This window comes from Achromobacter xylosoxidans, from assembly GCF_001457475.1.
Taxonomy (GTDB): domain Bacteria; phylum Pseudomonadota; class Gammaproteobacteria; order Burkholderiales; family Burkholderiaceae_B; genus Achromobacter; species Achromobacter xylosoxidans.
The window spans coordinates 4,726,277-4,738,649 of sequence record NZ_LN831029.1 but is presented as its reverse complement, the minus strand read 5'-3'; the positions used below and the strand labels follow the sequence as shown (position 1 = coordinate 4,738,649).

10 protein-coding genes are annotated in these 12,373 nt (G+C 68.7%); 5 read left to right on the top strand and 5 right to left on the bottom strand.

All coding sequences use genetic code 11. The features are described from left to right. Positions 1 to 114 precede the first annotated feature (114 nt). The 3 genes from AT699_RS21240 to AT699_RS21230 all read left to right on the top strand — a co-directional run bounded on the left by AT699_RS21240 (position 115) and on the right by AT699_RS21230 (position 3,551). The gene (locus AT699_RS21240) at positions 115 to 1,002 is read left to right on the top strand and encodes an SDR family oxidoreductase (RefSeq protein ID WP_054448509.1); all 888 of its coding nucleotides are present in this window, start codon (positions 115 to 117) and stop codon (positions 1,000 to 1,002) included. A gap of 68 nt (positions 1,003 to 1,070) precedes the next feature. Beyond that, a complete protein-coding gene (locus AT699_RS21235; protein WP_054443954.1) occupies positions 1,071 to 2,510 on the top strand; it encodes an AMP-binding protein in 1,440 nt (479 codons plus the stop codon). 63 nt (positions 2,511 to 2,573) lie between these two features. Continuing rightward, positions 2,574 to 3,551, top strand: a complete 978-nt coding sequence (locus AT699_RS21230) for a Bug family tripartite tricarboxylate transporter substrate binding protein (protein ID WP_053497072.1) — start codon at positions 2,574 to 2,576, stop codon at positions 3,549 to 3,551. Between the two features lie 10 nt (positions 3,552 to 3,561). On the opposite strand, the gene AT699_RS21225 is transcribed toward AT699_RS21230, so the two are convergent. Beyond that, entirely contained in the window at positions 3,562 to 4,470 is a 909-nt protein-coding gene (locus AT699_RS21225) for a LysR substrate-binding domain-containing protein (protein WP_006387145.1), read from the bottom strand. Between the two features lie 118 nt (positions 4,471 to 4,588). On the opposite strand from AT699_RS21225, the gene AT699_RS21220 reads away from it, so the two are divergent. Next, complete coding sequence (locus AT699_RS21220) at positions 4,589 to 5,563, top strand: pirin family protein (RefSeq protein ID WP_024069788.1); 975 nt, start codon at positions 4,589 to 4,591, stop codon at positions 5,561 to 5,563. 284 nt (positions 5,564 to 5,847) lie between these two features. Then, positions 5,848 to 8,049 carry a TonB-dependent receptor gene (locus AT699_RS21215; protein WP_058207445.1) on the top strand — a complete coding sequence of 734 codons (2,202 nt, stop codon included), beginning with the start codon at positions 5,848 to 5,850 and terminating at the stop codon, positions 8,047 to 8,049. A 61-nt stretch (positions 8,050 to 8,110) separates the two neighbouring features. Here the strand turns inward: AT699_RS21215 and AT699_RS21210 are convergent, their stop codons facing one another. The 4 genes from AT699_RS21210 to AT699_RS21195 are packed head-to-tail and all read right to left on the bottom strand — an operon-like array spanning position 8,111 to position 12,368. Then, positions 8,111 to 8,878, bottom strand: coding sequence for an SDR family oxidoreductase (locus AT699_RS21210; protein ID WP_006387148.1), 768 nt, complete (start codon positions 8,876 to 8,878; stop codon positions 8,111 to 8,113). Then, the gene (locus AT699_RS21205; protein WP_024069786.1) at positions 8,875 to 9,870 is read right to left on the bottom strand and encodes an NAD(P)H-quinone oxidoreductase; all 996 of its coding nucleotides are present in this window, start codon (positions 9,868 to 9,870) and stop codon (positions 8,875 to 8,877) included. Before AT699_RS21205 ends, AT699_RS21210 begins: the two co-directional genes overlap by 4 nt. A gap of 19 nt (positions 9,871 to 9,889) precedes the next feature. Next, entirely contained in the window at positions 9,890 to 10,594 is a 705-nt protein-coding gene (locus AT699_RS21200) for an ABC transporter ATP-binding protein (protein WP_006387150.1), read from the bottom strand. Then, positions 10,587 to 12,368 carry a branched-chain amino acid ABC transporter ATP-binding protein/permease gene (locus tag AT699_RS21195; protein WP_020928776.1) on the bottom strand — a complete coding sequence of 594 codons (1,782 nt, stop codon included), beginning with the start codon at positions 12,366 to 12,368 and terminating at the stop codon, positions 10,587 to 10,589. The genes AT699_RS21200 and AT699_RS21195 overlap by 8 nt, the downstream gene beginning before the upstream one ends. Positions 12,369 to 12,373 lie beyond the last annotated feature (5 nt).

The following is a 12,373-nucleotide window of genomic DNA, read 5'->3' as shown; positions in this document are numbered from 1 at the left end:
AGTCTTCATTGTTGCCTGTGAGGAAACAGAGTTTACCCATCCTGAAGGATTGTCGCGGAAAGGGTTCGTGGATATTCTGAAAAAAAACCAAGGAGACACCCCATGCGGCAAACCATGTTCCGCGCCGACCTGTTCCAGGGCCAGCGCATCCTGATCACCGGCGGCGGCACCGGCCTGGGCTATGCCATGGCCCGCCAGCTGGCGGCGCTGGGCGCCACCGTGCACCTGTGCGGACGCCGCCTGGCGGTGCTGGAGCAGGCCGCCCAGGCGCTGCGGGGCGAGTCCGGCGGCCAGGTCCACGTCCATCCGGTCGACATTCGCGACGCCGGCGCGGTGGACGCGATGGTGGCGCGCATCTGGGACCAGCATGGCGGGCTGGATGCGCTGGTGAACAATGCCGCCGGCAATTTCATCAGCCCCACCGAAAAACTGTCCGAACGGGGCTTCAATGCCATCGCCGACACGGTCTTTCGTGGCACGTTCTACATGACCCAGGCCGTGGGCAAGCGCTGGATCGGCAGCGGCGCGTCCGGGGCGGTGGTGTCCATTGTCGTGACCTGGGTCTGGACCGGCTCGCCGTTCGTGGTGCCGTCCGCCATGTCCAAGGCCGGCATCGACGCCATGACCAAATCGCTGGCCGTCGAATGGGGCCGGCGCGGCATCCGCCTGAACGCCATTGCGCCGGGCGTCATCCCGACCGAGGGCGCATCGGCGCGGCTGCGGCCCAACGACAGCGGCACCGACGCGCTGGTGAAGCAGAATCCGATGCAGCGGCTGGGGCAGGGCCAGGATATCGGCGAACTGGCCGCGTTCCTGCTGGCGCCGGGCAACGATTGGATCAACGGCCAGACCATCGCCCTGGACGGTGGCGACTACCTGGCCAATGGCGCGTACTTCAAGCAGTATTTCGATTGGTCGGACGACGATTGGGCCGCCGCGCGCGCCGCCATCGAGGCGCGCACCGCCGCCGACAAGGCGCAACGCCCGGCGGGCCAGGCATGAGCGCATCCGTCACGCAAGGGGCCGGCCGCATCATCGCCGGCGACTGCCAGCTGGACCGCGCGGCCCTGATGCGCCGCGGCGAGCAGGTCGCGGCGGGCCTGGCGGCCATGGGGATCGGGCAGGGCGACGTGGTGGCGGTGCTGCTGCGCAACGGCATGCCCTACCTGGAGATCATCCAGGCCTGCAAGCGCCTGGGCTGCTATTACTGCCCGATCAACTGGCATTACACGCCCGACGAGGTTGCCTACCTGGTGCGCGACAGCGGCGCGCGCCTGCTGATCGCCGAGGAAGACTTGTGGCAGGCCGCCAGGGCGGCGCTGCCGGCGGACCTGCCGTCGCGTCGCGTGGGCGCGGCTGCCGTGTCCGAGGATTACGCCAGCTGGCGCGAGGCGCAGGCGCCCTACGACGGCCCGGTGGTCGCGCCGCGCGGCCACATGGCCTATACCTCCGGCACCACCGGCCGGCCAAAGGGCGTGGTGCGCGCGCCGTTTCCGCTGGACCAGTTGGCGCAGCGGCTGGCGGCGGTCGAGGCGGTGGTGGAGCAGGCGTACGGTTTGCGGCCCGGCTGCCGCGCATTGCTGCCCGCGCCGGTCTACCATAGCGCGCCCAGCGTGTTCGCCCAGGTGGCGCTGCGGGTCTGCGAGACCCTGGTGCTGGCGCCGCGGTTCGATCCGCTGGAGGTGTTGCGCCTGATCGAGCGCCATCGCATCGACACGGTCTACCTGGTGCCCATCATGTACGTGCGCCTGCTCAAGCTGGATCCGGCCCAGCGCGCCGCCTTCGACCTGTCTTCGCTGCGCTTCGTGGCCTCGACCGGGGCCCCCTGCGCGCCGGCGCTCAAGCGCGCCATGATCGATTGGCTGGGGCCGGTGATCCACGAGACCTATGCCTCCAGCGAGGCCGGCATGGTGACGGTCATCGATTCGCACGAAGCGCTGGCCCGGCCGGGCAGCGCCGGCCGGCCGATCGGCGGCGCGCAGATTCGGATCTACGGCGACGACGGCGCGCTCTGCGCGCCCGGCCAGATCGGCCGCATCCATGTGCGCCAGCCGGCCTACGCCGACTTCACCTACCGCAATAACCCGGAAGCGCGCAGCCGGATCGAACGCGATGGATTGATCGGCCTCGGCGACCTGGGCTACCTGGACGACGACGGCTACCTGTTCGTGTGCGACCGCGAATCGGACATGGTGATCTCCGGCGGCGTGAACATCTATCCCGCGGAAATCGAACACCACCTGACGCAGTACCCGGGCGTGGCCGATTGCGCGGTGTTCGGCGTGCCTGACGACGAGTTCGGCGAGCGCTTGCTGGCACTGGTTCAGCCGGCGGCGGACACCGCGCTGGCGCCCGAGGAAGTGCTGCGCTGGCTGTCCACGAGGGTGGCGCGCTACAAGGTGCCGCGCGAATTGCGGTTGCGGCAGAGCCTGCCGCGCGATGACAACGGCAAGATCGCCAAGCGCCGCCTGCGCGACGCGTTCTGGGCCGAGCGCGACAGGAAGGTCTAGGAATACCAAGGCGGCGCGCATCCCGGGCCGTACGCCATCACCACAGGGGAGACAAGCATGTTCATGAAGAATTCTGGGATAGGCCGCGCCGCGGCCGCGCTGCTGTTGTGCATGGCCGCCGTATCGCCCGCCCAGGCGGCGTTTCCGGAGCGGCCGGTCAAGCTGGTCGTGCCGTATACGCCGGGCGGCGCGGCCGACCTGTTGTCGCGAGTGCTGGCCGAAAGGCTGTCGCAGGAACTGGCGCAACCGGTGGTGGTGGAAAACAAGCCGGGCGCCAACACGATGATCGCGGCCACGCAAGTGGCGCGGGCCCAGCCCGATGGCTACACGCTGTTCCTGGCCAGCAATGCCAGCATGGTGCTCAACCCCATGCTCTATCGCAAGATCTCGTACGACGCGCAGCGGGACTTCCGGGTGCTGTCGGTGGTGGCGGAATTGCCGCTGGTGGTGGTCGCCAACAACAGCGTGCCGGCCTCGACGCTGGCGCAATTCGTCGACTACGCCCGCGCCCGCCCGGGCAAGTTGAACTATGCCTCCGTGGGTATCGGCAATCCGCTGCAACTGGCGACCGAACTGCTGAAGTCGCGCACCGGCATCGACGTGGCGCATGTTCCCTACAACGGCAGCGCGCCGGCATTGAGTTCGCTGATGGCCAACGACACCCAGCTGATGGTGGACGTCATCAGCACGTCATTGCCGCTGGTTCGCGAGAACAAGATCAAGGCCCTGGCCGTGACCGGCGCCCAGCGGCTGCCGGTGCTGCCTGACGTGCCCACCGTGGCCGAGAGCGGGTTCGCCGGCTTTCGCGCCGCGACCTGGTTCGGCGTGGCCGTGCCGCGCGGCACGCCGCCGGCCGAGGCGGACAGGCTGCGCGAGGCCGTGGCCGCGGTGATGCGCCAGGCGGATTTCCGCGACCGCTTCCAGGCGCAAGGCCTGGTGATCCAGGCGCCGCGCGGCCAGGCCGAGGTCGACGCCTATCTGGCCGAGGATCGCGAGCGCTGGAATGGGGTGATCCAGGCCAACCATATCCGCCTGGATTGAGAGGCGCGCGTCAGGCCAGCAACGCCGGCATTTCGGCGGCCGCGAAATCCAGGAAGCGCCGCAAGGCCAAGGGCGCGCCGCGGCGGGCGGGCATGACGGCGTAGATGCGTGCCGGCGCGGCGCGCCAGGCGGGCAGCAATTGCGCCAGGTCGCCTTTGGCCAGGGAGCCGGCGCACAGGTAGTGCGGCAGCAGCGCCACCCCCAGTCCGGCGCGCGCCATTTCGCGCAGCGCCGCCAGGTTGCTGCTGAGGCAGCGGGGGCGGAATTCGATCGATTCGGCCTCGCCCGCCGGGCCGACGAAGTGCCAGCTCTGCGGGCTGTCCTGGGTCGCATGGGCCAGCAGCGGCAGCGCGTTCAGGTCGCGCGGATGGCGCGGCGCGGCCCGGGCCATGGCGGGGGCTGCGACCAGGATCAGCGGCACCGGCGCCAGTTCGCGCGCCACCAGCCGCGAGTCGGTGAGCGAGGCGCCCTGGGCGCGGAAGGCCAGGTCGTAGCCTTCGCCCACCAGGTCGATGACCTGGTCGCGGGTGTCCAGCAGCACCCGCACGCCGGGATGCTGCAGGCAAAAGCGAGCCACCAGTTCGCCCAGCAGCGTCACCGCCAGCGCCGAGGGCGCCGTCATGCGCAGCAGGCCGCTGGGCGTGTCGCCCATGGCGGCCGCCAGGTCGAAGGCGCTGCGGGCCTCGCGCGCCATCGCCAGCGCATGCACGTAGATCTGTTCACCCATGGGCGTGAGCGAGACCCGCCGCGTGTTGCGCTGGAGCAGCCGCAGGCCCAGGCGCGCCTCCAGCTCGGCCACGCGCCGGCTGAGCTTGGAGCGCTGCATGTTGAGCACGCGGGCGGCGGCGGAAAAGCCGCCTTTTTCCACCACCTCGGTGAAAAGCAGCAGATCGTCGAGGTGATGGATATAGGAATGCATGGGGGCTGGGCGAGTGATTGTCCTGTAGCGCAGGACAATTATTCCTGAAATTTGGCTCTACTGTGCCGATGGCGGAACCCATAAGCTCTGCGCCAATTTGTCATCAGGCCATACATCCTTGACCATCCGCCTCAGCCCGCCCGTCGCCCGCCCGTTCGAACCCGAGGGCGACATCTGTTCGTACCGGCATTTTCGGCATTCCGATTTCCCCCAGGGCATGTCGCCGCTGGTGCTGGTGGACCACTTCATCATGACCGGGCCGGCGGTCGCGCCGCACCCTCACGCCGGCATATCGACGGTGACGCTGCTGCTGGAAGACACCCAAGGCGGCCTGCGCATCCGCGACAGCCTGGACAACGAACACGAAGCCCGGGCGGGCGACCTGCACTGGACAGTGGCAGGTCGCGGCATCGTGCACGGCCACGAATTGGTGGGCGCGGCGCGGCTCAATGGCCTGCGGTTGTACGTCAACCTGCCGGCGCGACTGAAATCGATGCCACCATCGGCAACGCTGGTGCGGGGCTGGGAAATGCCGGTGCTGCAAAGCGATGCGGGCCGGGTGCGGGTGGTGTCGGGCCGCTACGACGGCTGGGACGCGCCGCTGGCGACGCCCGAGCCGCTGCTCATCCTGGACGGCTGGCTGCGGCCGGGAGCGTCGCGCCTGGTGCCGCTGCCGGCGGGCTGGAACGCCTGGTTGTACGCGGCGCAGGGGGAAGTGGGCGTGCGGGCACGGCATGAGACCACGCCGCCGCCGCGACCGCCGGTAGAAGCGGCGCCGGTCATTCCGGCGGCACGGTTCCGCCCCGCCGGGCGCGCGGCGACGACCGGTCGGCGCGCGGCCGATCCCGATTTCGCCGTCCTGCCCCCGGGCGCGGCGCTGACCGCCACGGCGGACCGCGACGGCTTTCTTCAACTCCTGGCGGCGGGCGCGCCGGCGCACTTCATCCTGGTGGCCGGAGCGGCCATCGACGAGCCGGTGATCCAGCGCGGCCCCTTCGTCATGACGGACGCGCGCGCCCTGGCGCAGGCCGTCGCGGCCTACGAAGCGGGCGACTTCGGCCAGCTGCGCCAGGAGAGCGGCGTGCCGGGCTGAGCAAGGCGCCGCCCGGTGACAGCGGGCTGTCAGGATAGGGGACAGATCTGTTGTGTGATGGCAACAAAATGGCTTTCTATATAAGGGACGCAATGAGAATGATTTCTCTTTATATAGAATTCAAAACGCACGATCTCAATCCCTCCCATGGTGAACGGGCTCGACAAGGCCGGCACGACCGGCCCTGCCGCAGTTCGAGTGGCAAGCCGTTACCCGCGTGACCCCCCATCGGGATTTTTGCGATTCCCAGCTTCTCGCGAAGCGCCCGCCTACTGACTCCCGATATGAAAATACGAACTCTTGCGTGCGTGGTTGCGGCCCTGCCGTACACCGCCATCGTCCACGCCCAGTCCGCCGCGCCCGCCGCCGACGGTTCCGTCGTCTCGATGGAAGCGATCAAAGTCGAGGCCAGCGCCGACGCCTCGGCCGGCGGCCTGGCCCAGCCCTATGCCGGCGGCCAGGTGGCCCGCGGCGGCCGCGTCGGCGTGCTGGGCACGCAAGACATCATGAGCACGCCGTTCAGCGTCACCAGCTACACCAACGAGCTGATCCAGGACAAGCAGGCGCGCAGCGTCGGCGACGTGTTGCAGAACGATGCCGGCGTGCGCGTGGCGCGGGGCTTCGGCAACTTCCAGGAGTCGTACTTCATCCGCGGCTTCATCCTGAGCTCCGATGACGTGGCCTACAACGGCCTGTACAGCCTGCTGCCGCGCCAGTACATCGCCACCGAACTGTTCGAGCGCGTCGAAGTGCTGCGCGGGGCGTCGGCCTTCCTGACGGGGGCGGCGCCCAGTGGCGGCGGCATCGGCGGCGTCATCAACCTGGTGCCCAAGCGCGCGCCCAACGAGCCGCTCACCCGCTTCACCACCGGCGTGTCCAGCGGCGGCCAGTTCTCCGTGTCGACCGACATCGCGCGCCGTTTCGGGCCGGACGACAGCACCGGCATCCGCCTGAACGTGGCCAACCGCAGCGGCGACACTGGCATCGATGACGAACATTCCCGCACCAGCCTGGTGTCGCTGGGCCTGGACTGGCGCTCGGCCGACACGCGGTTGTCGGCGGATATCGGCTGGCAGGAGAACAAGCTCAAGCGCGCGCGGCCGAACGTCACGCTGCGCGGCGTGACCAGCGTGCCGGACGCTCCGGATGCCAGTTCCAACTACGCCCAACCCTGGTCGTACTCGAACGAACGCGATGTGTTCGGCACGGTGCGCGCCGAGCACGATTTCAGCGACAAGCTGACCGGCTGGGCCGCCTTCGGCATGCGCCGCAGCGACGAGGCCAATTCGCTCGGCAACGTCACCGTGACCAATGGCAGCACGGGCGACGGCAACTTCTACCGTTTCGACAATACCCGTGAAGACAGCGTGAACACGGGCGAACTGGGCCTGCGCGCCAAGGTGCGCACCGGCCCGGTCGGCCACGAATTCGTCGCGTCCGCGTCCTTCTTCGATCTCAAGAAGAAGAACGCGTACGTCATGGACTACCTGAACACCTTCCCGACCAACATCTACGACCCGGTCAGCTACGACCGTCCCGCCTACGGCTCCAAGGCGCTGTTCGGCAACGACCTGGACGATCCGGCGCTGCAGGGCCGCACCCGCCTGAGCAGCTATGCGTTCGGCGACACCATGTCGTTCCTGGACGACAAGGTGCTGCTGACGCTGGGCATCCGCCACCAGCGCCTGTCGCAGCGTGACTACGCCTACAACACCGGCAAGGAGCAAAGCGCCTACGACGCCAGCCGCAACTCGCCGGCCGCCGGCATCGTCTTCAAGGTGGCGCCGAGCGTGTCGCTGTACGCCAACTACATCGAAGCCCTGGTGGCCGGCGATACGGCGCCGCAGACGGCCAACGGCAAGCCCGTGCCCAACGCCGGCCAGAGCCTGCAGCCCTACGTGTCCAAGCAGAAGGAGATCGGCGTCAAGTACGACGGCGGCGGCCTGGGCGCCGGCCTGGCGCTGTTCTCCACCGACAAGCCGCGCGCGGCCTACGACGCGTCCAATCGGTTCACCGCCTCCGGCAAGGACCGCCACCAGGGCATCGAACTGACGGTGTTCGGCGAACCCGTCAACCGCGTGCGCGTGCTGGGCGGCATGACCTTCCTGGACGCCAAGCAGCGCTCCACTGGCAACAGCGCCATCGACGGCAACCGCGTCATCGGCGTGCCGCGCTTCCAGGCCAACCTGGGCGCCGAATGGGACATTCCCGGCGTGCAGGGCCTGACGGTGGATGGGCGCGTGGTCTACACCGGCGCCTCCTATGCGGACGACGCCAACACCCTCAAGGTGCCCGGCTGGACCCGCTTCGACGCCGGCCTGCGCTACATGATGGACGTCGACGGCCACGTGGTGACGCTGCGCGCCCGCGTCGAGAACATCGCCAACCGCAACTACTGGTCGTCGGTGGGCGGCTACCCGGGCAACGGCTACCTGGTGCTGGGCGGCCCGCGCACGTTCTCGCTGAGCGCCAGCATGGACTTCTGAGCGCGGATGCCCGCCGCCAGGCGGGCGCCGCGCAGGCCAGGAAAGGCAACGCCCCGGCGGTCTAGGTCATCAGCCAGCCGCCCGCCACGTCCAGCACCTGCCCGGTCACGAACCGCGCCTGGTCCGAGGCGAAGAACAGGCAGGCGTCGGCCACTTCCTCGGGCGTGCCGAGCCGGCGCAGCGCGGTGACCTCGGCCACGGCGTCGTTGATCTCCTTGGGCACGCTTTTCAGCAGCGGCGTGCTGATGCGCCCCGGCGCCAGGCCGTTGACGGTGACGTCGTGCTCGCCCAGTTCCGCGGCCCAGTGGCGCGTCAGGCCCAGCAGCGCCGCCTTGGTGGCGGCGTAGTGCGCGGCGACGATGTCGCAATAGGCCTTGCCCGCCACCGACGACATGTTGATCACGCGCCCCTGGCGCTGGCGCACCATGTGCGGCGTGGCCAGGTGGGTCATGTAGAACACGCTGTTCAGGTTGACCGCCACCACCTTGTCCCATTCGCCCGGCGTCATCTCCCACACCTTCAGCGCGCGGCCGTCGGTCTTGGGCGAGATACCGACGTTGTTGACCAGGATGGTGGCCGGCCCCAGGTCGCGCGTGATGCGCTCGTAGGCGGCCTGGCACTGGTCGAAATGCGAGACGTCGGCGTGCACGAAGCTCACGGCGTGGCCGCGCTTCTTCAGTTCCTTCTCGTAGGCCTGGCCGCCCTGCGAATTGAAGTCGATCAGCCCGACCTTGCCGCCTTCGGCCAGGAAGCCCTCGACGATGGCCGAACCGATGCCGCCGACGGCGCCGGTGACGATGATGACCTGATCCTGGAAGCGCGCGCTCATGCCCGCACCTTCAACATGATCTTGCCGATGTGCCGGCTGCTTTCCATCAGCGCGTGGGCCTGGGCCGCCTGTTCCAGCGGGAACACCTGGTGGATCAGCGGCAGGCAGCGCCCCTGTTCCATCAGCGGCAGCACCTTGTCGGCCAGCGCCTGGGCGATGGCGCCCTTGTCTTCGTCGGAACGCGGACGCAGGGTGGAACCGGTGAACGACAGCCGCTTTGTCATGATGGGCAGGGCGTCGATCTCGGCCTTGCTGCCTTCCAGGAAGGCGATCTGCACCAGCCGACCGTTCACCGCCAGCAGGCGGATGTTCTTGTTGATGTAGGCGCCGCCGACCATGTCCAGGATCACGTCCACGCCCTGGCCGCCGGTGGCCTGGCGGATGTCGGCCTCGAAGTCGGTGTCGCGGTAGATCAGCGCGTGCTGCGCGCCGGCCTTAAGGCAGGCCTCGGCCTTTTCCTGGTTGCCCACCGTGGTCCAGACCTCGGCGCCGAAGGCGCGCGCCAGCTGGATCGCGGTCAGGCCGATGCCGCTGGAGCCGCCGTGCACCAGGAACTTCTCGCCAGCCGCGAGGCGGGCGCGCTCGAACACGTTGGTCCAGACGGTGAAATAGTTTTCCGGGATGGCGGCGGCCGACAGCAGGTCCAGGCCGCGCGGCACCGGCAGGCAATGGCGCTCGTCGGCCAGGCAGTACTGGGCGTAGCCGCCGCCGGGCGTCAGCGCGCAGACCCGGTCGCCGACCTGCCAGCGCGTGGCGTCGGGACCGACGGCGATGACGGTGCCCGCGACCTCCAGCCCCAGGTAGGGCGAGGCGCCGGGCGGCGGCGGATACGAGCCGGAGCGTTGCAGCACGTCGGGGCGGTTGACGCCGGCGTAGGCGACCTCGATCAGCACCTGGCGGCCAGCGGGCGCGGCCATCTCGCGTTCGGCCAGGCGCAGGCAATCGGGCGCGCCGCCGGTGCCGTGGTCGATGAATGTGCAGCGTAGAGACATGAATGCGGTCCTTCGGATTTCAGTGGCCCAGATAGGCCTTCTTGACATGGGGATCGGCCAGCAGTTCGGCGCCGGTGCCCGTGCGCACGATGGCGCCGTTCTCCAGCACGTAGCCGCGGTCGGCCAGGCGCAGCGTGCGGAACACGTTCTGCTCCACCAGCAGCACCGTGACGCCGTGGGAGGTGACGTCGCGGATGATGTCGAACATCTGCTGCACCAGCAGCGGCGATAGCCCCAGCGAGGGCTCGTCGAACACCAGCAGCTTGGGGTCGGCCATCATGCCGCGCGCGATCGCCACCATCTGCTGCTCGCCGCCGGACAGCGAGCCGGCATACTGGCCCAGGCGCTCGCGCACCCGCGGGAAGATCTGAAGTACTTCCTCCAGCTTGCGCTGCACGATGGGGCGGGCGGCGCGCTTGTACGAGCCCATCAGCAGGTTGTCGCGCACCGTGAAGTGCGGGAACAGCTGGCGGCCCTCGGGAATCATGGTGATCCCGGCGTCGACGATGTCGTAGGGCGTGCGGTTGGTCAGGTCGCGGCCCTCGAACTCGACCCGGCCGGCGGTGGCGGGAACCACGCCGCACAGCGTCTTCAGGGTGGTGGTCTTGCCGGCGCCGTTGGCGCCGATCAGCGTCACGATCTCGCCGGCATTGACCTCGAAGTTCAGGCCGTTGAGCACCTGGCTCTTGCCGTAGCCCGACGACAGATCCGAAACCTTAAGCATCCTGGTACTCCTTGCCCAAATAGGCCTCGATGACGGCGGGGTTCTCGACCACGTCCTTCGGCGCGCCGCTCACCAGCACCGCGCCTTCGTTCAGCACGATGATGCGGTCCGACAGCGCCATGGTGGCCTGCATCATGTGCTCGATCAGCAGCACCGACACGCCCGAATCGCGGATGCGGCGGATCATCTTGATCGACTTCTCGATGTCGGTGGGGTTCAGCCCCGCCATGACCTCGTCCAGCAGCAGGATGCGCGGCCGGATCGCCAGGGCGCGGGCGATCTCCAGCCGCTTCATGCCGCCCACCGTCAGGCTGCGGGCCTCGGTGTTCAGGTACTTGAGCAGGTCGGTTTCCTCGGCCACCTTGAGCGCGATCTGCTCGGCCTCCTCGCGGTCGGACGTGCGGATGAAGGCGCCCAGCATGATGTTCTCCAGCACCGTCAGGCCGGTGAACGGCTTGGCGATCTGGAAGGTGCGGCCCAGGCCCTGGTGGGCGAACTGGTCCGGCGTGCTGCAAGAGACCCAGTTGCCCTTGGCGTCGACCATCGACACCGCGCCCTTGTCCGGCGACAGGAAGCCCGACAGCAGGTTGAACACCGTGGTCTTGCCGGCGCCGTTGGGGCCGATCATGCCCAGGATCTCGTACTGGTTCAGCGTCAGCGACACGTCGTTGGTGGCGCGCAGGCCGCCGAAGCTCTTGAACAGGTTCTCGGCCTTGAGCACCGGCTGCTCGCGCCGCGCCGCGTCGGTCGGGCGGGCCGCCTCGACCAGCTGGCGCCGGGCGCGCGGCGTGCCCAGGTAGGGCAGCCGCGCCAGGGCGCGCTCGATGGCCGGACCGAAAGCGCCGGCCAGGCCGCGCGGGATGGTCAGCACCACCGCCACCAGGATCAGGCCGTAGATCAGCCCGTGCATGCCGTTGCCCACGCTGGACAGCCAGCCGCGCGCCAGCTCGGCGATCGGCAGCACCAGGAAGGTGCCGGCGATGGGGCCGGCCACCGTGCCCAGGCCGCCGATCAGCGCGAACATCGCCACCTGGATCGACAGTTCCAGCGAGAACGCCGAGCTGGGATCGACGAAGGTCAGGTAGGTGATGTGGAAGGTGCCGATGATGCTGGTCAGCATGGCCGACACCACCGCGGCGATGATCTTGACGCGCACCGTGTGGATGCCCACCGCCAGCGCCGCGTCCTCGCGTTCGCGGATGGCGATCAGGTAATGGCCGATGCGCGACTTGCGGATGGTCCACGACACCCAGGTCACCAGCAGGAACAGGCCGAAGGCGATGATCACGTAGTTGATCTTCTCGCGGAACACGATCCAGGCCCAGCCGATGTTCAGCGGCAGGCTGATGCCGCTGGAGCCGCCGGTCCAGCTTTCCTCGTGGATCACCAGCAGCCGCACCACTTCCAGGATGGCGATGGTGGCCAGCGCGAAGAACGGCCCGCGCAGCCGCAGCGTGGGATAGCTGATGATGATGGCCACCACGGCCGAGATGGCCGCGCCCACCAGCATCCCGAACCACGGCGAGATGCCGAAGTTCTGCGTCAGCAGGGTGGCGGTGTAGCCGCCGATGCCGTAGAACACCGCGTGGCCCAGCGACAGCTGGCCGGCGTAGCCGCCGACGATGTTCCAGGCCACCGACAGCGCGGAAAAGACGAACAGCAGGACGAACAGGTTGGTCCAGAACGGCGTGCCCGTGGCGACGGGCACGATGAACATGACGATCAGCAGAATCAGGCTGACGTAGGCTTTGGGGCTTCGAAAGTCGGGAAACACGTCTC

Excerpts from the sequence above, each read along its gene's own strand:
- AT699_RS21205 (WP_024069786.1), bottom strand. The coding sequence starts at position 9,870 with ATGTCTCTACGCTGCACATTCATCGACCACGGCACCGGCGGCGCGCCC.
- AT699_RS21225 (WP_006387145.1), bottom strand. The coding sequence starts at position 4,470 with ATGCATTCCTATATCCATCACCTCGACGATCTGCTGCTTTTCACCGAG.
- AT699_RS21200 (WP_006387150.1), bottom strand. The coding sequence starts at position 10,594 with ATGCTTAAGGTTTCGGATCTGTCGTCGGGCTACGGCAAGAGCCAGGTG.
- AT699_RS21235 (WP_054443954.1), top strand. The coding sequence starts at position 1,071 with ATGCGCCGCGGCGAGCAGGTCGCGGCGGGCCTGGCGGCCATGGGGATC.
- AT699_RS21230 (WP_053497072.1), top strand. The coding sequence starts at position 2,574 with ATGAAGAATTCTGGGATAGGCCGCGCCGCGGCCGCGCTGCTGTTGTGC.
- AT699_RS21240 (WP_054448509.1), top strand. The coding sequence starts at position 115 with ATGTTCCGCGCCGACCTGTTCCAGGGCCAGCGCATCCTGATCACCGGC.
- AT699_RS21215 (WP_058207445.1), top strand. The coding sequence starts at position 5,848 with ATGAAAATACGAACTCTTGCGTGCGTGGTTGCGGCCCTGCCGTACACC.
- AT699_RS21210 (WP_006387148.1), bottom strand. The coding sequence starts at position 8,878 with ATGAGCGCGCGCTTCCAGGATCAGGTCATCATCGTCACCGGCGCCGTC.